This window comes from Anaerosalibacter bizertensis (assembly GCF_009696605.1).
GTDB lineage: Bacteria > Bacillota > Clostridia > Tissierellales > Sporanaerobacteraceae > Anaerosalibacter > Anaerosalibacter bizertensis.
On record NZ_VULR01000002.1, the window covers coordinates 151,598 to 174,644 of the forward strand.

Genomic DNA, 23,047 nt, shown 5'->3' on the forward strand with positions numbered 1-23,047 from the left:
TATAAATAAACTAGAAAAAAATACAAAAATAAAAAACAAAGGAGTTTTATTATGTATAATATGAAAAAACTCACAGAATATATAGAGACTAAGGATATCATTTATTTAGGAGATATTTTACCAGGTGAAATTGTGGTAGATGAAAAAGTAAGGCGATACTGTAAGGATAATAGATGTGGAGAATATAATAGGAATTTTACATGCCCTCCAGATGTAGGAGAGGTAGACGATTTTAAAAATAGATTAAAAGAATTTAATTCCTGTATCATAGTTTTAACAAGACATAAAATTATAAATAAAGAAGATAGGGAAGAATATTTTAAACCAGCAAAAAACTTACATAAGATACTTCTCGATATAGAAAAGAAAGGCAAAGAGTTAGGATTTGAAAAATCTATTGCATTAATTGCAGGGAATTGTAAGATATGTACCCCTTGTAAAAAGATGCTAGGTTATAAAAAATGTCCCTACCCTGAACTTTCACGACCTTCATCAGAATCTCTAGGAATAGATGTGATTAAAACAGTAGCTAAAAAAGGACTAGAGATAGAGTTTAAAGATGATGAGGTTACTTGGGTAGGGATGATTCTTATTTAGTTAAATATAGTATTCCCAATTTAATAGTGTTTTCTAGTGCTTCCCTATGGGTTCTTTCAAAAGAGTGGGAAGCATCAACTCCAGGACCAATTAAACCAACTCGAAAATCATGGCCAGCCCTTAATGCAGCACTACCATCAGAACCATAGTATGGATATATGTCTACTTTATAATTTAAACTATTGTCTTTAGCTAATTTGGTTAAATGTTTTTTTAGCTCTAAATCATAAGGGCCAGTAGAATCTTTTGCACAAATGGTAACAGAATATTCATCAGAAGTTTGGCCTTCTCCTGGAGCTGCCATATCTATAGCAATAAATTCAGTGGTTTTTTTAGGTATAGCAGCACTAGCACCATGACCTACTTCTTCATAATTGCTAATGAAAAAATTTGTAGTATAATTAGGAACAATATTGTTATCAACTAAGTATTTTGCAATACCTAATATAGAAGCAACTCCAGCTTTATCATCTAAATGTCTAGATTTAATAAAACCAGATTTAGTGATTTCAGCCCTAGCATCGAAAAACACATAATCTCCTACAGATATGCCTAGTTTTTCTACATCTTCATTGTTTTTAACTTTTTCATCGATTCTTATTTCAATACTATCTTCATCCCTTTTTGTACTACTAGCTTTGTCTCCATGAACATGGGTTGAAGCTTTTGTAGTTAGAATTGTACCAGTATATAAATTTCCATCACTACTCTCTATAGTACAGTATTCTCCTTCAATAGAATTCCAAGGATATCCACCTATTTGGGTTATTTTAAGTCTGCCATTGGATTTAATTTCTTTAACCATTCCTCCTAAGGTATCTACATGGCCTGATAGGGTAATTTCTTCGTTACTATCTTTCCCGTCAATAGTTCCTATAAGGGCTCCTTTATTAGTTCTATAGGTTTTTATACCTAAAGAATTAAATTCATTTTCTACAAAATCTATAGCCTTCGCTGTATTTCCAGAAGGGCTAGGTATATTTAATAATTTATACAGTATGTCTGTAACATAATCCATTGAAATTTGCATATATATTCCTCCTTAAAAATATTATTACTTGTTAATATTCGATAATGGGTAAAAAAATCCTTCATTAAATGTTATAATATAAATATATATATTATAATGTTTTAAATTATTACAGGAGTGGGAACAATGGTTAAAGAGGTAAGCGCTGGAGGAGTAGTTACATTTGGAAATACTATTCTATTATTGAAAAGATTTAATGGAGATTGGGTTCTTCCTAAAGGAAGGGTTAAAAAAAATGAAGAAATAAAAGATACAGCTTTAAGAGAAGTTTTTGAAGAAACTGGAGTAAAAGCTGAGATAATAAAATATATAGGTGAAATTCACTATGATTTTACCAATATAAGGGGAAACGAAACCATAAACAAAACTGTACACTGGTTTTTAATGAATGTAAGAAATATGGAATGTACTCCACAGAAAGAGGAAGGATTTATTGAAGCTAAATTTGTCCATATAGATAGGGCAGAAAATATGTTAAAGCATCTATCTGAGAAAAAAATAATAATAAAGGCTATAAATGAGATAAAAAACTCTTTACAAGACAGTGGACATGAAGTATAGTATATTAAAGTGATAAAGATTTAGGAGAGATATAATGTCATTTTCTTCTTTTACAAAAAATGAACTTTCAAGAATACCAATAAAAAACAAATGTTGTGCAAAAGCTGAGTTAGCAGCAATAGTACGGATGAATGGAATTATTCAAATAAATGGTAAAAACAGAATGAGTCTTAAATTTGCTACGGAAAACGCTGCCATAGCCAGAAGAATTTTTTCACTATTGAAGGCAATGTACAATACAGACGTAGACGTAATGGTAAGAAGGAATAAACAGTTAAAAAAGAATAACAACTATTTAATTGTTGTAAGAAATACAAGGTCTACGAAAAAAATACTTGAAGATATTGGTCTGATAAGGACAAATGGAGATGATTATTTTCAAGTAGATTATAAGATACCTCAAGATATAATAAATAAAAGATGTTGTAAAAGGTCTTTTATAAGAGGAGCTTTTTTAGGTGGAGGCTCTATTAGCAATCCAGAAAAGACCTATCATCTAGAATTTGTAACTACCAACGAAGAACATGGAAAAGAACTTTCAGACTTAATAAATAGTTTTGGTTTAAGCTCTAAAATTGTCTTGAGAAAGGAAAATTTTGTAATATATTTGAAAGAGGGAGAACAGATAGTAGATCTTCTAAATATTATGGGAGCTCATTTAGCTTTATTAAAATTAGAAGATATAAGAGTATTGAAGGATGTAAGAAACAACATAAATAGAATAGTAAATTGTGAAACAGCTAATTTAAGTAAGACTATAGACGCATCTTTACGACAAATAGAAAATATTGAATATATTGATAGAATTATGGGGCTAGAAAAATTGCCTAAAAATTTATCAGATTTAGCATATTTAAGATTAGAGCACAGGGATGCTAGTCTAAAAGAATTAGGAGCTATGTTGAACCCACCGGTTGGGAAATCTGGTGTAAATCATAGATTCAGAAGGATAGAAGAAATCGCAGATAATTTAAAAAAGGAAAGGGGGAGCTAATATTGAAATCAAAAAAAGTTGTAGTAAGAAATGAAGTAGGATTACATGCAAGGCCTGCGTCACTTTTTGTTCAAACTGCTAATAAATATTTAAGCCGTATATATATAGAGTTAGACGGAAAAAGAGTAAATGGTAAAAGTATTATGGGGGTAATGAGTTTAGGAATATTTCAAGGAGAGGAAATAACCATTATTGCCCAAGGGGAAGATGAAGTTGAAGCTATTGAAGATTTAGTAGATTTAATTGAAAATAGAATATTAGATGCTTAAAAGAGTAGATTTCTACTCTTTTTAACATTCTACATTATTCTACAACATAGGACCGAAGTCCCGTTTTCAGCAGGACATCAAAAAAGTCAAGATAAATAATGTATACTATACTTTATAGCACAATTAAATAGTTAAAGGTGAGATAGAAATGATTATATCTATAAAGGATGCAGTAGAGGGAATGGTGTTAGCTGAAAATATATATAGCTCTGATGGTATACCTTTATTAGAGAAAGGAGCTATTTTAAAAAATATTTATATAGAAAATCTTAAAAAGAATGATATTAAAAATATTTGCATAGAAAATGAAAGTTTTAATAAAATCTCGGTAGAAGGTATGATTAAATGTGCTATAAATAAAGAAGCAATAATTATTGCAAAAAAAATAATAGATAAACTCCCTTTTTCACAAGATGAAAATATTAAAGAAATAATAGTTATTAAAGAAAAAATTATAGATGAGCTTTTAGGTGAAAAAGAAATACTAAAAAATATACTAAATATAAAAACTATAGATAATCATATCTTTGATCATTGTGTAAATGTTTCTGTAATATCTGTTATTATAGGTAAAAGTTTAGGATATAACAAAGAAGAATTAATAAGGCTTGGCAAAGGTGCAATGCTTCACGATATAGGTAAGATATCTATACCTTTAGAAATTTTGAATAAACCTGGAAAACTTACGAAGGAAGAATATGAAATAGTAAAAAAACATACAACTTTTGGCTATGAAATACTCAATAAAATATCAGGTATAGATGAAGAACTTGCAAATATATCTTTATCACACCATGAAAGGTATGATGGATATGGATATCCTAATAATTTAAAAGCTGGGGAAATACATGAGTTTTCTAGAATAGTGGCTATATCCGATGTTTATGATGCATTGACCAGCGATAGGGTCTATAGAAATAAAATAAAAAATGAAGAAGCTGTAGAATATTTATTTAATATGAAATGGAAACAATTTGATGGTAATATTGTTGATAAATTTATTGAAAGTGTAGCTTCCTATTCTATAGGGAGGAAGGTAATACTGAATACTGGAGAAAGAGGAATTGTAGCAGAAGAAAACAAAGGGGTCCCTACTAGACCTATAGTGAAGATAAATTATGACCAATATAATAATGAAATAAAGAAACCCTATTATATAGATTTGTTAGAAAATAAATCTATAATAATAGAGAATACTTTTAATTAACTCCTAGAATAATCTAGGGGTTTTGTTATTTTCATTAAATTTATGATAGAATTATAATCATATAAGAAAATAATATAGAAAGGGTTTAGATATGGCTAAAAAAGGGAAATTTGTTCATCTTCATGTTCATACAGAATATAGTCTACTTGATGGTGCCAATAGAATAGGAGAATTATTAGATAGGGTCAAAGAACTGGGAATGGATACTATTGCTATTACAGATCATGGCTCTATGTTTGGCGTTGTAGATTTTTATAAAGAAGCAATTAAAAGGGATATAAAACCTATTTTAGGATGTGAAGTTTATATATCTATTGGGAAATATACAGAGAAAAATCCAAGGGAAAAAGACCAATATCATTTAGTTTTATTAGCAGAAAATAATACAGGATATTTAAATCTTATGAAAATAGTATCAGAAGGCTATGTAAATGGATTTTATTATAAGCCAAGGGTTGATTATGATGTGCTTAGAAAGTATAGTGACGGAATAATTGGGCTAAGTGCTTGCCTTGGAGGAGAAGTACAAAAGAAAATCCTAAATGGAAATTTAGCAGGTGCAAAAAAAGCAGCATTAGAATATAAGGATATATTTGGAGAAGAAAATTTTTTCTTAGAACTGCAAGATCATGGAATTAGAGAGCAAGAATTTGTTAATAGAGAATTAATTAAATTAAGTAAAGATATAGATATTCCACTAGTTGCTACTAATGATGTTCACTATTTAAAAAGAGAAGATGCAAAGGTACATGATGTACTTCTATGTGTACAGACAGGTAAGACTGTAGATGAAGAAAATAGGATGAGATTTCCTACAAGTGAATTTTATCTAAAATCCTATGATGAAATGATGGATCTATTTGGATATGTAAGGGAAGCTATAGACAATACTGTTTTAATAGGAGAAAGGTGTAATGTAGATATAGATTTTGATACACTACATCTTCCAAGATATGAAGTACCAGAAGGTTATACTGATGTAGAATACTTAAAGAAACTATGTATAGATGGTCTTAATGAAAGATATGATGAGATAACTAAAGAGATAGAAGATAGATTTGAATTTGAGTTCAATACTATTGTAGATATGGGATATACAGATTATTTCCTTATAGTCTGGGATTTTATTAAGTATGCCAAAGACAATGGCATAATGGTAGGACCAGGAAGAGGTTCTGCAGCAGGAAGTTTAGTTTCTTATGCATTAGGTATTATAGATATAGATCCATTGAAATATGGATTGATCTTTGAAAGGTTCTTGAATCCTGAAAGGGTTACTATGCCAGATATAGATGTGGATTTTTGTTACGAAAGAAGAGAAGAAGTAATAGATTATGTAGTTAGGAAGTATGGAAAAGATAGGGTAGCTCAAATCGTCACCTTTGGTACTATGGCAGCAAGGGGTAGTATAAGGGATGTAGGAAGAGCACTGAATATGCCTTATGGACAAGTAGATTTTATAGCTAAACAGATACCTATGGAATTAGGTATGACCATAGATAAGGCGTTGGAAGTTAATAGAAATTTAAAGCAAATCTATGATGAACAAGAAGATATAAGGGAATTAATCGATATAGCAAGAAAAGTAGAAGGTCTTCCAAGACATACATCTACCCATGCAGCAGGAGTAGTTATATCTAAAGAACCAATTACTCAATATGTACCATTATCAAGGAATAAAGATTCTATAACTACTCAATTTACAATGACTGAATTAGAAGAGTTAGGACTATTAAAAATGGATTTTTTAGGCCTTAGAACTCTAACTGTTATAAGGGATGCAGTAAAATTAATAGAAGAAAATCATAAAGTTAAAATAGATTTTTCAGAATTTACCTATGATGATCCCAAAGTATATGAAATGTTTAGCAATGCAGAAACTCTAGGAATATTCCAATTTGAAAGTGCTGGTATGAGACAATTTTTAAAGGAATTAAAACCTAATAGCTTTGAAAATATTGTGGCTGCTAACTCATTATTTAGACCAGGACCTATGGATCAAATTCCTAGATATATAGAAAATAAAAATGACCCTTCCAATATAGAATATTTACATCCAAAATTAAAACCTATTTTAGAAGTCACCTATGGATGTATAGTATATCAAGAACAAGTAATGCAAATAGTTAGAGATATTGGTGGCTATTCTATGGGAAGAGCAGATTTAGTAAGAAGGGCCATGAGTAAAAAGAAAATGGATGTAATGGAAGAAGAAAGAAAACATTTCATATATGGAAAATTAGATGAAAATGGAGAAGTAGAGATTCAAGGTGCTATAAGAAATGGAGTAGATGAGAAATCAGCAAATATAATATATGATGAAATGATAAGTTTTGCTAAATATGCTTTTAATAAATCCCATTCAGCTGCCTATGCTGTAGTAGCTTATAGGACAGCTTGGTTGAAATACTATTATCCTGTAGAGTTTATGGCAGCATTAATTACTAGTGTTATGGGAAATACTAATTCTGTATCTTTATATATTCAAGAATGTAAAAGGTTAGGAATAGAAATACTTCCTCCAGATGTAAATGAAAGCTACGGAAAGTTTACTGTGTCCAATGGGAAAATAAGATTTGGTCTTATGGCTGTTAAAAATGTAGGCAAAGCCCTTATAGAAACTATAGTGGAGGCTAGAAAAGAAGGTCCTTTTAAAAGTTTCACTGAGTTTTGCCAAAGGATAGAAAATATAGATGGAACAGTTATGAATAAAAGGGCTATAGAAAGCCTAATAAAAGCTGGAGCTATGGAATCGCTAGGAGGTAATAGAGCGCAATTTTTAGCTGTATTTGAAAAGATAATAGATGGAGTCCATGATGATAAGAAAAGGAATATACAAGGACAATGTTCACTATTTGATAGTATTGAAGACAAGGTTTCAGAAGATAATTTACCAGATTTAAAAGAATTTCCAGAGAAAAATTTATTGACAATGGAAAAAGAAAAGTTAGGTATCTATATAAGTGGCCATCCTTTAACTTCTTATGAAGAAGAATTGAAAAAAATTTCCACCAACACTACTGTGGAGTTGTTCCAAATATCTGATGAAATGGTAGGTACAGGTTTAAGGGATGGACAAAAAATAGTTATTGGAGGAATAATAGTTAATAAGAAAAATAAAATAACTAAAAATAATAATATGATGGCTTTTGCTACTTTAGAAGATTTATATGGTACAGTAGAAGTAATTATTTTTCCTGCTACTTATGAAAAATATCAAAAATATATAGAGGAAGATAGTATAGTAGTAGTTGAAGGTAAACTAAGTATAAGTGAAGAAGATGAACCTAAAATAATTTGTGAATCTATTAAACCATTGAATAAATACAAAAGAGAAAAGCTATATATAAAAATTGAAAAAGGGGATTTCAATACTGCTTTTAATGATCTAAGAGAGATATTTGAAAAATATAAAGGAGATATACCAGTATATGTTTATTTAGCAAAGGATAAAAAAGTTGTAATGGCAGATCGAGATTATTGGGTAGATATAAAAGGAGATGAAATTTTATATGAAATAGAAAAGGTAGTAGGGGATGGATGTGTAAAAATTTGTTAAAGATGCTCAAATCTAATAAAAAAACATTATATATTATGCTATAATATTATTTATAATATCTTGTTAAGGAGTGCGAGAATATGTGGACTGCAGTGCATGTAGTAGATAGTTATAATAGGGCAAAAGAAATAGAAAATAAATTAATAGATGAAGGATTTTTAGTTAAAGTCGAGGTATTTACAAAAGAAGGAGACACTTTATTATATGAAATTCTGGCACCAGAACTTGAAGCTGAAGATGTTCAATTAGCATTATTAGATTTGGGAATTATTTAATTATAAGAGGAGGTTTAGAAATGAAGACTATAGGGGTTCTAACTAGTGGTGGAGATTCACCAGGTATGAATGCAGCCATAAGAGCAGTTGTAAGGACCAGTATTTATAACAATGTAAGAATAATGGGAATAAAACAAGGATACAATGGTCTTATAAATGGTAATATTGAAGAAATGAATCTTTCTAGTGTAGCAGATATTATCCATAGAGGTGGAACAATACTTAGAACGGCTAGATGTGATGAGTTTACAACAGAAAAGGGACTTCAAAAAGCATTGAATGTAATAAGAATTTTTAATATAGATGGAATAATAGTGCTAGGTGGGGATGGTTCTTTTAAAGGAGCAAGAAAATTAAATGAAGCAGGAGTACCTATTATTGGAGTACCTTGTACAATAGATAACGATATGGGATATACAGATTATACAATTGGATTTTTCACAGCTGTAGAAACAGTAGTAGATGCTATAAGCAAAATAAGAGATACATCTAGTTCTCATGGTAGGGCAAATATAGTAGAAGTAATGGGAAGAAGTTGTGGTGATATAGCACTATATGCAGGACTTGCTGGTGGTGCAGAAAGTATTATAGTACCTGAAGAGAATATGGAAGTAGATGAAGTTTGTAAAAGGCTTATTCAAAGTAGGAATAGAGGAAAACTTCATAGTATTATAGCCCTTGCAGAAGGTGCAGGAAACGCTTATGAATATGCAAAAGAGATTGAAGAAAAAACTGGAACAGAAACAAGGGTTACAATACTTGGACATATACAAAGAGGAGGAACACCTACAGCTTTTGATAGAATTATAGCTAGTAAAATGGGGCATAAAGCAGTTGAGCTTTTATTAAAAGGCGATGCAGGAAAAGCTCTTGGTATTAAAGAAAATCAAGTTATTGATTTGGATATAGATGAAGCTCTTTCAAGTAAAGGATTTTTTGATAAAGAAATGTATGATATAGCAAAGATACTTTCAATATAAAAAATGAGGTGAGTAAAGTGAAAAGGACTAAAATAGTATGTACCATAGGTCCAGCGTCTGAAACTGAAGATATACTAAGACAGCTTATGGAATCAGGGCTAAATGTAGCAAGATTAAATTTTTCCCATGGGAATCATGAGGAACATAAAACTAGAATAGAAACTATAAAAAAAGTGAGAGAAAAGCTAGACCTCCCTATAGGGATTATGCTAGACACTAAAGGTCCAGAAATTAGGCTTAAAAATTTTAAAGAAGGTGGAGTAGAACTTGTAGACAATCAGGAGTTCACCTTAACTACAAGGGAAGTTTCTGGAGATGAAAAAATAGTTAGTGTAAGCTATGAAGGTTTAGCTAAAGATGTGAAAAGTGGAGACACTATACTGATTGATGATGGATTAATTGAATTAGAAGTTATTCAAATAGTCAAAGAGACAGATATAGTCTGTATTGTTAAGAATGGTGGGTCAGTAAAAGACCATAAAGGCGTAAATGTCCCAGGAGTGAAAATAAATTTACCAGCTGTTACTCAAAAGGATATAGATGATATATTATTTGGAATAGAAAATGGAATAGATTTTATAGCAGCTTCATTTATTAGGAAAGCTGAAGATGTATTTAGTATAAGAAAGATATTGGAAGAAAATGGTGGAGACCATATACAAATAATATCTAAAATAGAAAATCAAGAAGGCGTAGAGAATATAGATGAAATAATAAATGTTTCCGATGGAATAATGGTAGCTAGAGGAGATCTTGGTGTAGAGATTGAAACAGAAGAAATCCCAATTATTCAAAAAGAAATAATTAGAAAATGTAATGAAGCTGGAAAACCTGTAATTACTGCTACTCAAATGTTAGATTCTATGATGAGAAATCCTAGACCTACAAGGGCAGAAGTAACAGATGTAGCCAATGCAATTTTTGATGGTACAGATGCTATTATGCTATCTGGAGAAACAGCAGCAGGAAAATATCCAGTTGAAGCAGTTAAGACTATGCACAATATTGCTACTAGAACAGAACATTCCCTTGATTATAAACGAATATTAAAGGAAAACTCAAAGAATAGAGGAATTTCAACAACAAATGCTATAAGCAAAGCTACTTGTACTACAGCAGAAGATTTAGGTGCAAGTGCTATAGTTACAGCTACATCCTCAGGATTTACTGCTAGTGCAGTATCTAAGTTTAGACCTAAATCACCAATTATTGCAGCTACTACTACAGAAGAAGTAATGAGAAAGATGGCTTTAGTTTGGGGAGTATATCCAGTACTATCTTCAAAAAGCACATCTACTGACGAAGTAATAGACCTTTCAATACATAGCGCTCTTGAAAAAGGCTATATAAAACAAGGAGATTTAATAGTTATTACAGCAGGAATACCAGTAGGAGTATCAGGTACTACAAACTTAATTAAAGTTCATATAGTAAGTGAAGTGCTTCTTAAAGGTGTAGGAATAGGAAATAAAGCTACTTCAGGAAGAGTAATTATAGGGGATACAAAGGAAGAATTAGAAGGTAGATTTAAAGAAGGAGATATTCTTGTATGTAATTGTACAGCTAAGGATATAATGCCATATGTAGAAAAAGCTTCAGCAATTGTAGCAGAACAAGGTGGTCTTACATCCCATGCAGCTATAGTAGGACTTAACTTAGAAAAACCTACTATTGTAGGAGTAGAAAATGCAACAGAAATTTTAAAAGACAATGATATTGTTACGGTAGATAGTATTACTGGCTCAATATATAAAGGAGAAGCTAGAGTACTATAAAGGGGGCAAAATTTATGATACAGGAAACTACCATAAGGGTTCGATATAAAGAAACAGACCAAATGGGTATAGTATATTATGGAAATTATTTCACTTGGTTTGAAGTAGGGAGAAATGAATTCTTCAGAGAATTAGGCTTAACTTGCGGAGAACTAGAAGAAGAACAGGTACTTCTACCAGTAATAGAAACAGGTTGTAAATATATAAGTTCAGCAAAATTTGATGAAGAAGTTATAATAAAAACAAAATTGACAAAACTAGAAGGTGTAAGGCTTACATTAGAGTATAAAATATATAGGAAAGATAATAATGAATTGTTAGTAGAAGGATTTACTAAACATGCTTTTGTAGACAAATCATTGAAGCCTGTAAGATTTAGAAAAAAATTCAAAGAGGAGTGGAAATTGTTACAAGACTCTTTAGAAAAGGAAGAATGATATATGGGGAAAATACTATTATTTATAATAGTAACACCTATAATAGATCTCTATATCCTAATTAAGGCCTCTCAGAATGTAGGATTTTGGCCAACAATAGCTTTAATTGTAGCCACAGGAATTGTAGGCTATTATTTAGCTAGAAGTGAAGGAAAGATAGTATTATCCAATATAAATAGAGCATTATCCCAAGGTACAGTTCCAGGTGATGCTCTTCTAACAGGATTGTGTATTTTAATAGGTGGAATATTTCTAGCAGTACCAGGTATTGTAACAGATATAATAGGAATAACTATGATACTTCCTGGCACAAGGCAAATATACAAGAATGCTATAAAAAGATACTTTAAAAACAAAATTAGGCGTGGAAGTACTGGAATATTCTTAAAGTGGTAATTATTTCATGATATTTCGCATAAAAAAATTTAATCCGTCTATAATCTTAGTATAAAATAAGAAGGTAAAGGGACACTGATTCTATTTCTATCAGCAGGCACACTTTTGTGTGCCTTCTTTTTTGGAAAGGAGTGTATATATGAAAGGACCAGTTAGTGTAGGAGATAAGTTAGAATTAAATATAATAGATTTAACTAATCAAGGTTTGGGAGTAGGTAAAGTAGAAGGATTCACTATATTTGTTGAAGGTGGACTTCCAGGAGATGAATTAATAGCAGAAATTAAAAAGACTAAAAAAAATTTTGCAGAAGCGAAAGCAGTTGAAATAAAAAATCCATCTTCCAAAAGACAGATATCAGAATGTAAATATTATAAAACTTGTGGAGGCTGTCAACTTCACGAGCTTGATTATAGAGCACAACTAGATATAAAAACAAATATGGTAAAAGATGCAATAGAGCGAATAGGAAAACTTGAAGATGTTAAAATAAATCCTACTATAGGTATGGAAACTCCTTTTAGATATAGGAATAAAGGGATGTTTAAAGTAGGAGAAAAAGAAGGAAATATATCTATAGGATATTTTAAAAACAAAAGCCATGAAGTAGTAGACATAGAAGAATGTATCATACAAGATGAAGTAGTAGACAAAGTGTTGAAGATAGTAAAGGAATATATGGAAAAATATAATGTACAGGCTTATAATAAAAAGACAAATAAAGGCACCATTAGAGATATAGTAACTAGAAGGACTAAAGACGGATCTACTATGGTGATTATAGTAACAACAAATGAAAAACTCCCCTATAAAGATGAACTTATAAAAAGTTTAAAGACTGTAAAAGAAGTAGTATCCATCTATCAAAATATAAATAAAAAGAGAACTCCAGTAGTATTAGGAAATAAAAATATAAAATTATATGGAGAAGACAAGATAGTAGACTATATAGATAAGTTTAAGTTTTATATTTCCCCAAACTCTTTTTTCCAAGTAAACCCTATTCAAACAGAAGTACTATATAAGAAGGCATTAGAATACTTAGACCTAAGCGGAGAAGAAACTGTATTTGATTTATATTGTGGAATAGGTACCATATCCCTATTTATTTCACAAAAGGCTAAAAGTGTATATGGAGTAGAAATAGTATCAGATGCTATAAAGGATGCCAAAGAAAATGCAAAACTAAATAATGCCAAAAATATAGAATTTATAGAAGGAAAAAGTGAAGAAATAGCTCCTAAACTTTTAAAAGAAGGAATAAAGGCAGATAAAATAGTAGTAGATCCACCAAGAAAAGGCTGTGATGAAAAACTATTAGAAACAATAGTGAAAATAAAACCAGAAACAGTAGTATATGTATCCTGCAACCCCTCAACACTAGCAAGAGATTTAAAATATCTAGATGAAAATGGATATAAGGTTATGGAAGTGCAACCAGTGGATATGTTCCCGTGGACAGTGCATGTGGAGTGTGTAACTTTGCTTACAAGGAACGAAGATAAGGAGTAAGCAATTGGTATCACCCATGCAAGGTTTGCCCAAGAAGTCAAAGGCAGACTGATTGGTGTTAGGAAGCTACTACAGATAAAATTATTTTACATGAGTATAGTTAATGTAACAAAATTGTAAATTATTTGATTCATAATTATGTTAATATAAATGTAAAAGAAACAAGAATATATCTATAAAAAGAGACGGGAAGCATAATTATGAAAAAAGCGATGAAATCAGCTGGAATTACATCTTTTACTTTAATGAAAAATCTGATTTCTGTTAGCAACCCTGATACAAAAAACTCTAGCGAGTTATTCATAGATGAGGACGCTTTATAGAATGATCAGCTTTTAGAAGGATATAGAGAAAATCCAAACAATTTATAAGGTAATTTAAAATAAAAATCAATGTTTCTTATAAGAGGTGGAAACGTGGACGATAATAAATTATTTACAGTAAAAACTATTATGGAAAAAGAGGATTATCATAAGTTTTTATATATAGCTACATTTTTTAGAAGAAAGATAATAATTCCTTTTATACTTTTGATATCTGCTTTGATGGCTGCTTTTCTTGCTTATAGTGAGAACCAATTTAGTACAGCAGAATTTATTATTTCATGGATTGTATTAGCTGTTGTAGCAATTCTTACAATAATTTTTAAGGTTGAAAGAAAAAATAAGCAACGGATTAAAACTGACAAAACAGGAGTATTTGATTCACAGGAAAAGTTAGATTTCTATGAAGATTTTTTAATTATAAAGAGTACAGTATTTGAAGGGGAATCTAAAATTAAGTATAGTCAGTTTTATCAAGTATTAGAGTCAAAGAATTATTTTATTACCTATTTTAATATGAACCAGGCTTCTTTAATTAGGAAAAAAGATATGGATAAGGAAACTATTGAAAAACTAAGATCCTTATACCAAAATACTATGGGGAAAAAATATAAAAGAATTAAATTTTAGTTTAAATATAGTATTAGTACTCCATTAAATAAAATTTAAAGCTTGCCAACTATAGGTATTGAATATCAAGTGCCTATAGTTGGCAATTGACATTTCAAGGGCAGTAAAAACTCCTATTGAAGATATCTTTATTTTTGACTAAAAATTGATGAAGTAGAAAAAGTTTTAAACAAGCATATCGATAAAATGGTTTGCGATTATTGAATAAAACTTATCTATATATTTGGCTCTTATGCTAAAGGAGAAAATAGAGTAGATAGATATGTTAGAATTAAATGAAACTGAATAAGAATACTTAGGGGATAGCAAAGCTATCCCCTTGTATATGTTTAAAGATATTGTTTATCTTGTATATACTATAGATTGTTAGTTTTATGTTTAGTTTCTATTTATAATTTTAAGAGTATTGTTTACTTGATTTTGGTGATGAAGTTTCAGAATCGAATATTGAAGGTTCTCCAAGAGATTTAACTTCTTGGTATCCTGGTAGATCAATATAAAGTTCTCTTGTATATGGATTTCTCTTTGTAGTTACAACTTTATAAATCATATATATAAATACAGCAATATTAACTACTAATGCAAGGAAACTAACAATAAAATAAATTTTGGGATTATATGTTGACATTACTTGATATTTTCCTTGATCTTGGAAGTGAGGGAATGTTTGTGCAAACATACACCAAATTGCTAAAGTGTGTGCTCTATGTTGGAGCCATGCACCTTTTCCTAATGTAAATGCACAAAGGGTTGGTGCAAGTAATAATGCAAAACCACAATACCATGCATGACCTGGTAAACAATTATAAGTATATGCAAAGTTCCACATATCATAAGCTACTATCCAGAACCACATCATATCAGGCCATAACATATCCATACTTTTATCATTTTCTGTTTTCTTTCTTATAACAATTCCAAACCATCCAGTGATAGTTATAATATTAAGAATACCTGCAATACCATTCATATAGTTCCAAGGACCACTCATCATGATTTCGCCTTCAAATAAATCTTTCATAAGTCCAAGGCTACCAATTTGAAAATCTCGAGTTACAGCTTCTATAATATTAATGGCAAGAATTAATGGTGGGAAAGCAAGAGCTAGTTTTTTCTCAGAGAGACGCCATAAAACTTCTCCTGTATTTTTGTCTTTTTTCTCATAGTGTCTTATAAACCAAAATCCTATACAGCCTGCAGTAGCAGAATAAACCTTTGCTAAATGGAACCAATCAGTATAGGTTTTTTCTTTTAGAACTGTGAACCAGAGGATAGATAGAATTGTGGGTAAAACGATAAAACTAATAAATGCACCTGCTTTTGATCTCCTTGAAAACTCATTAAATAGGAACAAAGTAGCAAATACTACAAACCACATACCCCAAGCTGAAAATAAAGTTGCTCCTTCAGCATAATTAAATGTAAACATACACAGCCCCCCAAATTATTTGTTATATAATTATCAATATATATTATATGTCAGTTAATATAGAAATTCAACCATTATTTAACAATAATGGAAATCAATTATTTTAAGACAGTACCTTTGTGATGGATTTTAAGTTTTAACTTCTAGACTATATTTCCAAATTTATGTATAATAAAGGGAACATCACATGTTTAAAAATAAAATAAGTTTATTTACATAAGACCAGCTATTAAAAGTCAAGAGATAATTTAATTTGTTTTGCCTTTGTGATTATAGAATTTCTGTCAGAACCCGTCAAGGGGAAAAGCATCCCTTGACAGAACCTGCCATAAATTCTTATGTAAAATTGGGCAAAACAAATAAACCTAAATATAAAGAAAAAAATTTAGGATGAAAATATGAGTTAATTTTTCATAATCCTACTTAATATCAGGCACATAGGGTTTGTTATCACGGAGAACAGCGAAAATAATATTACACATTTTTCTAGCGACAGCCCCAATAGCAGTTAAATGATGTTTTCCTCTTGCCCTAAGTGATTGATAATAGACTGACAAAGCTGGGTCTTTGAAGGCTGCGACAGTAGCAGCTAACCAAATTGCTCTACGAAGATATGGAGAACCACGTTTAGAAATTTTAGTCTGTGTTCCCACAAAATCACCAGATTGTTTTACGGCTACATCAAGACCTGCATAGGCAACAAGTTGGGGTGCAGCTTCAAAACGGCAAATATCACCAATTTCTCCGATAATAATAGCACCAAGAACATCACCAATACCTGTAATAGTAGTAATAACTGAATTGGTGTGGTGAAGGAGTGTAGAAATTTCAGTTTCAAGTTCTTTTAGCTGTTCTTCGATAAAATTAATTTGGGCAATAATTTGCTTAATTTGAAATGCAAATGCATCTTTTGCAAAGTTAATACCAAAAGTATTAGTAGCAGACTCTTGTATTTCAGAAGCTTTTGAAATACCAAAACGTCCTCTACTAGCTTCGGATAGAAGTTTGGAAAGAGTCCCTGTATCTATGGATAACATATCCTCTGGAGTAGGATATTTAGAGAGTAGCTCTCTAGAAGTTACTCCAAAGGTATCAGAAAAAAGCTTAGAGTATTCAGGGAAAACTTGATCCAAAAGAGCAATACACTTGCGTTTCCAATCAGAGCATTCATCTACTAAAGCGAGACGGTATCTGGATAATTGGCGTAAGGCCATAATGTCCTCATCAGCTAAAGAAGTAGTGGAAAATTCACCGAAACGCATAATTTGAGCAATGATAAAGGAATCCTTAGAGTCATTTTTAGTTTGCCTAATATACATTTTTCGAAATGCATCTGATTGAATGGGGTTAATAACATTTACAGAAAACCCAAGATCCAATAGATAAGAATAAAGGCTAACCCAATAATGACCAGTAGCTTCCATACCAATAACAGTGTTGGGAGTATCAGCTTCAAATCTTTCAAGCAAGGCAATTAATTTATCGCAACCTACTTGAGAATTTGAAAAGGATATACTTTTATCAAGAAGCTTACCATTAGAATCAATAATAGAAGCTTCGTGGTTTTGTTTAGCAATATCAATACCAACATAAAACATAAAATCACCAGCTTTTAATATATTTACAGATAAAGTCTAGGACCTCTCTACTTTACAACAATACAACCTCGTTAGATATTCAGTAACTAGGTACTATCCAGCTCATTCGCATATAGATGTAAAGAAGAGGCGCAACCCTTACTTAGGAAGACTAGGCTTCAAGGAGGTGATCTACGACCTCTATCTGTACAATTATTATCTCACAAGAATAGTGAGATAGAAAAGAAAATATAGTTTTTAAACTATAACATTATTATACGAGCTTCCTGTGATACGATAAAAATAGAAAATCCTCACAAATAAATTAAGGTATAATTGTAATTGAGAGAAAACAATTTCTTAATTTAAAGGAGGATTCACTATGAATTATAAACAAAATGATAGATTAAATCAATTAACAGATGAAACTTTAATTGTTGGAGTTGACATAGCAAAAGAATTTCATGTAGCAAGAGCACAAGATGTTAGAGGCATAGAGTTTGGGAAATCAATTAAATTCAACAATTCTCTTTCAGGATATCTAGAGTTTGAGAGTTGGATCAACGAAATTAAAGTGGTTGAGGAGAAGGAACAAGTAATTATAGGTATGGAACCAACAGGACATTACTGGCTAAATATTGCAAGATATCTTAAAGCTAATGACTATACAGTGGTTACAGTAAATCCAATGCATGTAAAAAAGATAAAAGAGTTAGATGATAACCTTCAAACAAAAACAGATAAAAAAGATGCAAAGATAATTGCACAGCTAGTAAAAGACGCAAGATATTCTACTCCAAATTTACTTGAAGGTGAGTATGAAGAACTTAGGAATGCTAAGAATTTGAGACAAGTTGTAGTAAAGGATTTAAATCGTACAAAAAACCAGATTCACAATTGGCTAGACAGATACTTTCCAGAATACAAAGAAGCATATGCCAGCTGGGAGTCTAAATCATTTATAAGGATAATTAAAAAGTATATCTTTCCGTCTGTAATTGAAAGGATACCACCAAATCAAATCTATGAGATGCTACCCCCAAAGATGAGAAGAAGTGTAGGTCTTGGGAAGATAGAAAGGCTTGTAACAGCTAGTAAAAACAGTATAGGAATAAAAGAGGGACTTTCATTTGCAAAAATAGAAATAAATTATCTATTAGAAAAATATGAAGGTTTTCTACAACAGATAGAGGAAATAGATAACTATGTAACTGATATTTGTAGCAATCTAGATGAAACATCAAAGATAACTCAAATAAAGGGTATAGGAATTGTGACAGCAAGTGGTATAGTTGCTGAATTAGGAGATATTAGAAAGTACAAAACTCCAAAACAAATGATAAAAATGGCCGGGCTTTCTTTAACAGAAAATAGTTCAGGTAAGGTAAAAGGTACAACATCTATAAGCAGAAGAGGGCGTAAAGATCTCCGTCGATTATTGTACCAGGTAATACTTGGGATGATAAGGACAAATTCTGCATTTAAAGAAATGTATATTTATTATACTACAAGACGGAAAAATCAGCTTACTGGAAAACAAGCCATAATAGCATTATGCAGAAAACTATTGAGAATAATTCATGCAATAATTATGAAAGATGTTGATTACGATGAAAGTAAAATGATGTCACAAATAAGTTATCCAGATGAATTCTTAAACGAGGCTGCTTAAACCTATCAATATAATGGATTGAATTAAATGTGAGTTATTAATGTTTTAAAAGATTCTATTTAAATATGGTAGCTAAAATAGAACTTGAATTAAAATCTACAATTATAAAAACAACAAAAGTGACGATCCTGTAATTCCTCCATTAGGATACAATCCTGCATACGAGCATAACGGGACTCACATATAGATTAAGTTGGACGAAGGAAGTTTGGGAGATAAATCCTGTTAGAAAGAGGTTCTACTACTATATATAGTGAGCGAAAAGTCACTGTTCATAAAAAATATATAGATGCTACTTTTATTAAGTGAGGATTAAAATAGATATTTAATGTTAAATAAGCTTATTTTACTTTAAATAATCTATGAAAACAATAAAAAATTAATCACAAGTATTGAAAAATAATACTTGATTTAAAGAGGAGGTGATAAGTCATGTATAAAATAAAAAGTAAGATATCAATAATTATTTTTATTTCCATATTAATAGGGGGATTAATAATAGGTTGTAATAATGATAAAGAGATTAGTTCAATAAATAATTATAAAGAAAGTCTAAAGAAACCTATAAATATAACCAAGAACTCATTAAATATTATGATTGATCCACGTATAGAATTATTGTCTATAGTTCAATATTTGAGTAATTATGATGAAGAATATGATTTGATGACAAAATACGACTTTGAATATAGGGGCAGAGTAGATGAGTATTTTACACCTTTTAAAGAACATAAAGCAGTAAAATTATTTGATAGATTAAGTGATAAAGGTTTTTTATACCATATACCTCCAGAAACTATGTTATATATGACAAATAAATTTAAACTACGTGAAGATATTGATATGAGTGAGTATTTGATAGAAAATAAAAAGGAATTAGAAGAGTTTTATGAATCTTTATACGATTTTTTTAGAGACACAAAATTTAATGATTTTTATGATGAAAATGAAGAATATTATTTTTCTTTAGTAGAAAATGTTTCACATACAATTGATGGCGAAAATGATATTATTAAAGAATTAGAAGAATATTATGGAATAAAACAGAAGAGCTATAATTTAATTTTAGTTTCCTTGTATACTGAAGTTGGTTTTGGTATAAGATTAGGAACTGTTGCAGATGAAGGGTATGAAATATATAGTGTTATAGGACCAACAGTATCTAACAGTAATGTAGGATTTGGTTCAAAAACAAATTTTAACTCTATTCAAATACATGAGTTTAGCCATTCTTTTATAAATCCACTAACAGAAAAATATTGGAATGAAGCAAAAAAATATTCTAAATTATATATTCCAGTAAAAGATACAATGGAAAAAGAGGCATATGGTGATTGGGAAAGTTGTTTGAATGAACATATAATTCGTGCCATAACTGCTAGATTTAATTATAAAAAAGATAAAAGTTTAGGGGATAATACAATAGAATGGGAAAAAGAAAATGGATTTATATATATTGATAAATTACTTGAAAAATTAGATGAATATGATAATAACAGGGATATATACCCTACATTTGAATCTTTCTATCCAGAATTGCTAAAATCTTTAGATTATTATATTGAAAATAGCAATATGTAAACTAATTTTAATCTCAATAAAATTTTTAAACTAATCTTGGAATTTACTTATTAGCCCTTTAACTATATAATATAAATAAATTTAAAATACTCATAATAGGTTAACTATTGATTGTATTATATTTTGCAGAACGAGAAGTATTAAATTAAGTACAGCGGAGGAAAACAAATGAAAAAGTTAAATATACGAAATATATTGGTTGCAATTGTCTTAGTATTTATGGTCTTTCAAATATTCCGTGGGGTTTCTTCATTAATAGGAAGTCTATCAAGGAAAGGCAATATTATAGTGATAGATCCAGGACATGGAGGAAAAGATCCTGGAACCATAGGCATTAACAATAGTTTAGAAAAAGATATAAATTTAGATATATCAAAGAAATTATATAAAAAACTAAAGGGGAAAGGTTATGAAGTCATTATAACAAGGGATACAGATGAATATATTGAAAATATTCAAAGGGCGAAGTTGGCAAACAAGGAAAAGGCTAAGATATTTGTTAGTATTCATTGCAATTCAGCTAAAAATAATAGTAGTGCTAATGGTATTCAAGTTTTATATTATCCTAGTAACAAAGCTACAAATAACGAATTATTTGCTCAAACAGTGTTAGATGAAGTTTTGAGAAACACTGGGGCTAATAGTAAGGGGATAGTAGAAAGAAAAGATTTAATAGTACTAAATCAAACTAATATGCCTGCTATAGTAGTAGAATGTGGTTTTTTATCAAATGAAGATGAGGCAAATTTATTAGGGACCCATAGATATCAAAGAAAGATAGTTAATGGTATAGTAAAAGGATTAGAAAATTATATTGATAGGTTTTAAAAATATTTAGAAAGGACCTTATAAAAGGTCTTTTTTTATACAAAAAATTAATCCTTATAAAATCCTTATAATTATCCTTTATATTATAATTATAGATTTAATATAAGAGATAATTAGGAGGAATCAGTATGTCAGAATATATTTTAGAAACCAGAGGATTAACAAAAAAATTTAAAAATGAAATAGCTGTAGATAATATTTCTTTATCTATTAGAAAAAATTCTGTATTTGGTTTACTAGGACCGAATGGTGCAGGAAAATCTACTACATTAAAAATGATTACAGGAATTATGAAGCCATCTGCCGGAGAAATATTATTTGACAATCATATATGGACTAGGAAAGATTTAGAAAATATTGGAGCATTAATTGAAAATCCTGCAATATATCCAAATTTAACAGCGATGGAAAACTTAAAACTTGCCTGTACTCTTTATGGACTTCCTAAGATGAGAGCTGAAGAAGTCCTTAATATTGTAGGGCTTGAGAAAGCAGGTAAAAAGAAAGTGAAGAATTTTTCTATGGGAATGAAGCAAAGGTTAGGACTTGGTATGGCTATTATAAATAATCCAAAGTTGCTTATTCTTGACGAACCTACTAATGGATTAGATCCAATCGGGATTGAAGAGTTAAGAGAGCTTATTAGGTCTTTCCCTTTTAAAGGTATGACAGTTATTCTATCTAGTCATATTTTATCAGCACAGGTAGCTGACGAAATAGGAATTATATCTAATGGTGTTATAGGGTATAGTGGAAAAATCAAAAAAAGAAGACAATCTTGAAAAGTTATTTATGGAAATTGTAGAAAGAAATAGGGGTGAAAACTAATGATAGATATAATCAAAGCAGAATTTCAAAAGAGTAAAAGAACATCAACTAATAAATTTATTATAGTAACACCCCTACTTACATTTTTGTTATGTCTTTTGTGGGGTGGAGGTCAAAATGGGGCATATAACTGGTGGTATGTTATGTTTCTTCCTGGTATGCTGGCTATTATTTCCGCCCAAGTGATTACAAGGGAAAAGAACCTTTCTTACAAAGGGCTTTTTCTATATCCACAGGATAAAGGTTCTATATGGCTAGGTAAGATATTATATATTAGTATTTTACTTATATTTACTAGTTTAATATTTATGATAGGGATTGTAATAGTATAGATGATTCACAATGGATTATTGAAATAATAGATCAAGGAGAAGGATTTTCTAAAAAGATGTTAAAGGATGGAAAAAATCAGCTTTTAATGGGAAAGGAAAGCAGGAAGCGGAATGGGCATCATGGCTTAGGATTATATATAGCAGATACTATTATAAAAAAACATAATGGAGAACTTATATTATCCAATAGTGTAAATGGCGGTGGAAAAGTTATTGTAAAAATTCCACTTTTATATAAATAGTATAATTATAAAAGT

23 protein-coding genes are annotated in these 23,047 nt (G+C 30.2%); 20 read left to right on the plus strand and 3 right to left on the minus strand.

Annotation, left to right across the window (positions count from 1 at the left end):
• The first annotated feature begins 51 nt into the window (after positions 1-51).
• The gene (locus tag FYJ27_RS02400; protein ID WP_154482574.1) at positions 52-597 is read left to right on the plus strand and encodes a DUF2284 domain-containing protein; all 546 of its coding nucleotides are present in this window, start codon (positions 52-54) and stop codon (positions 595-597) included.
• Here the strand turns inward: FYJ27_RS02400 and FYJ27_RS02405 are convergent.
• Positions 590-1,627: a M42 family metallopeptidase gene (locus FYJ27_RS02405; protein WP_154482577.1), complete on the minus strand. Its 1,038-nt coding sequence runs from the start codon at positions 1,625-1,627 to the stop codon at positions 590-592. The genes FYJ27_RS02400 and FYJ27_RS02405 overlap by 8 nt on opposite strands.
• Before the next feature lie 126 nt (positions 1,628-1,753).
• On the opposite strand from FYJ27_RS02405, the gene FYJ27_RS02410 reads away from it, so the two are divergent.
• The 13 genes from FYJ27_RS02410 (at position 1,754) to FYJ27_RS02470 (ending at position 14,543) form a co-directional block, all read left to right on the plus strand.
• Complete coding sequence (locus FYJ27_RS02410) at positions 1,754-2,188, plus strand: NUDIX hydrolase (protein WP_154482580.1); 435 nt, start codon at positions 1,754-1,756, stop codon at positions 2,186-2,188.
• A gap of 34 nt (positions 2,189-2,222) precedes the next feature.
• The gene (gene whiA / locus FYJ27_RS02415; RefSeq protein WP_154482583.1) at positions 2,223-3,182 is read left to right on the plus strand and encodes a DNA-binding protein WhiA; all 960 of its coding nucleotides are present in this window, start codon (positions 2,223-2,225) and stop codon (positions 3,180-3,182) included.
• Between the two features lie 2 nt (positions 3,183-3,184).
• Positions 3,185-3,451 (plus strand): HPr family phosphocarrier protein, encoded by a 267-nt coding sequence (locus tag FYJ27_RS02420; protein WP_154482586.1) that lies wholly within the window; start codon positions 3,185-3,187, stop codon positions 3,449-3,451.
• Between the two features lie 148 nt (positions 3,452-3,599).
• The gene (locus FYJ27_RS02425) at positions 3,600-4,658 is read left to right on the plus strand and encodes an HD-GYP domain-containing protein (protein ID WP_154482589.1); all 1,059 of its coding nucleotides are present in this window, start codon (positions 3,600-3,602) and stop codon (positions 4,656-4,658) included.
• A gap of 91 nt (positions 4,659-4,749) precedes the next feature.
• Positions 4,750-8,217: a DNA polymerase III subunit alpha gene (locus FYJ27_RS02430; protein ID WP_154482592.1), complete on the plus strand. Its 3,468-nt coding sequence runs from the start codon at positions 4,750-4,752 to the stop codon at positions 8,215-8,217.
• An 80-nt stretch (positions 8,218-8,297) separates the two neighbouring features.
• On the plus strand, positions 8,298-8,492 hold the full coding sequence (locus tag FYJ27_RS02435) for a hypothetical protein (RefSeq protein WP_154482595.1): 195 nt from the start codon (positions 8,298-8,300) through the stop codon (positions 8,490-8,492).
• 20 nt (positions 8,493-8,512) lie between these two features.
• Positions 8,513-9,472 (plus strand): 6-phosphofructokinase, encoded by a 960-nt coding sequence (pfkA, locus tag FYJ27_RS02440; protein ID WP_154482598.1) that lies wholly within the window; start codon positions 8,513-8,515, stop codon positions 9,470-9,472.
• A 17-nt stretch (positions 9,473-9,489) separates the two neighbouring features.
• Positions 9,490-11,247, plus strand: a complete 1,758-nt coding sequence (gene pyk, locus FYJ27_RS02445) for a pyruvate kinase (protein ID WP_326831025.1) — start codon at positions 9,490-9,492, stop codon at positions 11,245-11,247.
• Between the two features lie 14 nt (positions 11,248-11,261).
• Positions 11,262-11,684 carry an acyl-CoA thioesterase gene (locus FYJ27_RS02450; protein WP_154482601.1) on the plus strand — a complete coding sequence of 141 codons (423 nt, stop codon included), beginning with the start codon at positions 11,262-11,264 and terminating at the stop codon, positions 11,682-11,684.
• 3 nt (positions 11,685-11,687) lie between these two features.
• Positions 11,688-12,080 carry an FxsA family protein gene (locus tag FYJ27_RS02455; protein ID WP_154482604.1) on the plus strand — a complete coding sequence of 131 codons (393 nt, stop codon included), beginning with the start codon at positions 11,688-11,690 and terminating at the stop codon, positions 12,078-12,080.
• Positions 12,081-12,219: 139 nt separating this feature from the next.
• Entirely contained in the window at positions 12,220-13,590 is a 1,371-nt protein-coding gene (rlmD, locus tag FYJ27_RS02460; protein ID WP_154482607.1) for a 23S rRNA (uracil(1939)-C(5))-methyltransferase RlmD, read from the plus strand.
• A gap of 200 nt (positions 13,591-13,790) precedes the next feature.
• Entirely contained in the window at positions 13,791-13,913 is a 123-nt protein-coding gene (locus FYJ27_RS02465; RefSeq protein ID WP_154482610.1) for a DUF4300 family protein, read from the plus strand.
• Between the two features lie 93 nt (positions 13,914-14,006).
• Positions 14,007-14,543 carry a YcxB family protein gene (locus tag FYJ27_RS02470; RefSeq protein WP_195839061.1) on the plus strand — a complete coding sequence of 179 codons (537 nt, stop codon included), beginning with the start codon at positions 14,007-14,009 and terminating at the stop codon, positions 14,541-14,543.
• A 397-nt stretch (positions 14,544-14,940) separates the two neighbouring features.
• Here FYJ27_RS02470 and FYJ27_RS02475 read toward each other — a convergent pair whose 3' ends face one another.
• Together FYJ27_RS02475 and FYJ27_RS02480 are read right to left on the minus strand one after the other, a co-directional pair.
• Positions 14,941-15,972 carry a DUF5692 family protein gene (locus tag FYJ27_RS02475; RefSeq protein WP_154482616.1) on the minus strand — a complete coding sequence of 344 codons (1,032 nt, stop codon included), beginning with the start codon at positions 15,970-15,972 and terminating at the stop codon, positions 14,941-14,943.
• Positions 15,973-16,391: 419 nt separating this feature from the next.
• A complete protein-coding gene (locus FYJ27_RS02480; protein WP_154482619.1) occupies positions 16,392-17,570 on the minus strand; it encodes an IS110 family RNA-guided transposase in 1,179 nt (392 codons plus the stop codon).
• 361 nt (positions 17,571-17,931) lie between these two features.
• On the opposite strand from FYJ27_RS02480, the gene FYJ27_RS02485 reads away from it, so the two are divergent.
• The 6 genes from FYJ27_RS02485 to FYJ27_RS02510 all read left to right on the plus strand — a co-directional run bounded on the left by FYJ27_RS02485 (position 17,932) and on the right by FYJ27_RS02510 (position 23,032).
• Positions 17,932-19,221 carry an IS110 family RNA-guided transposase gene (locus FYJ27_RS02485; RefSeq protein ID WP_154482622.1) on the plus strand — a complete coding sequence of 430 codons (1,290 nt, stop codon included), beginning with the start codon at positions 17,932-17,934 and terminating at the stop codon, positions 19,219-19,221.
• Positions 19,222-19,653: 432 nt separating this feature from the next.
• Positions 19,654-20,802, plus strand: coding sequence for a DUF4932 domain-containing protein (locus tag FYJ27_RS02490; protein WP_154482625.1), 1,149 nt, complete (start codon positions 19,654-19,656; stop codon positions 20,800-20,802).
• A 168-nt stretch (positions 20,803-20,970) separates the two neighbouring features.
• Entirely contained in the window at positions 20,971-21,630 is a 660-nt protein-coding gene (locus FYJ27_RS02495) for an N-acetylmuramoyl-L-alanine amidase family protein (RefSeq protein ID WP_154482628.1), read from the plus strand.
• 128 nt (positions 21,631-21,758) lie between these two features.
• A complete protein-coding gene (locus tag FYJ27_RS02500) occupies positions 21,759-22,412 on the plus strand; it encodes a lantibiotic protection ABC transporter ATP-binding protein (protein ID WP_459410823.1) in 654 nt (217 codons plus the stop codon).
• Between the two features lie 45 nt (positions 22,413-22,457).
• Entirely contained in the window at positions 22,458-22,790 is a 333-nt protein-coding gene (locus tag FYJ27_RS02505) for a lantibiotic immunity ABC transporter MutE/EpiE family permease subunit (RefSeq protein ID WP_154482631.1), read from the plus strand.
• Between the two features lie 14 nt (positions 22,791-22,804).
• On the plus strand, positions 22,805-23,032 hold the full coding sequence (locus FYJ27_RS02510) for an ATP-binding protein (RefSeq protein ID WP_326831026.1): 228 nt from the start codon (positions 22,805-22,807) through the stop codon (positions 23,030-23,032).
• Positions 23,033-23,047: the final 15 nt, after the last annotated feature.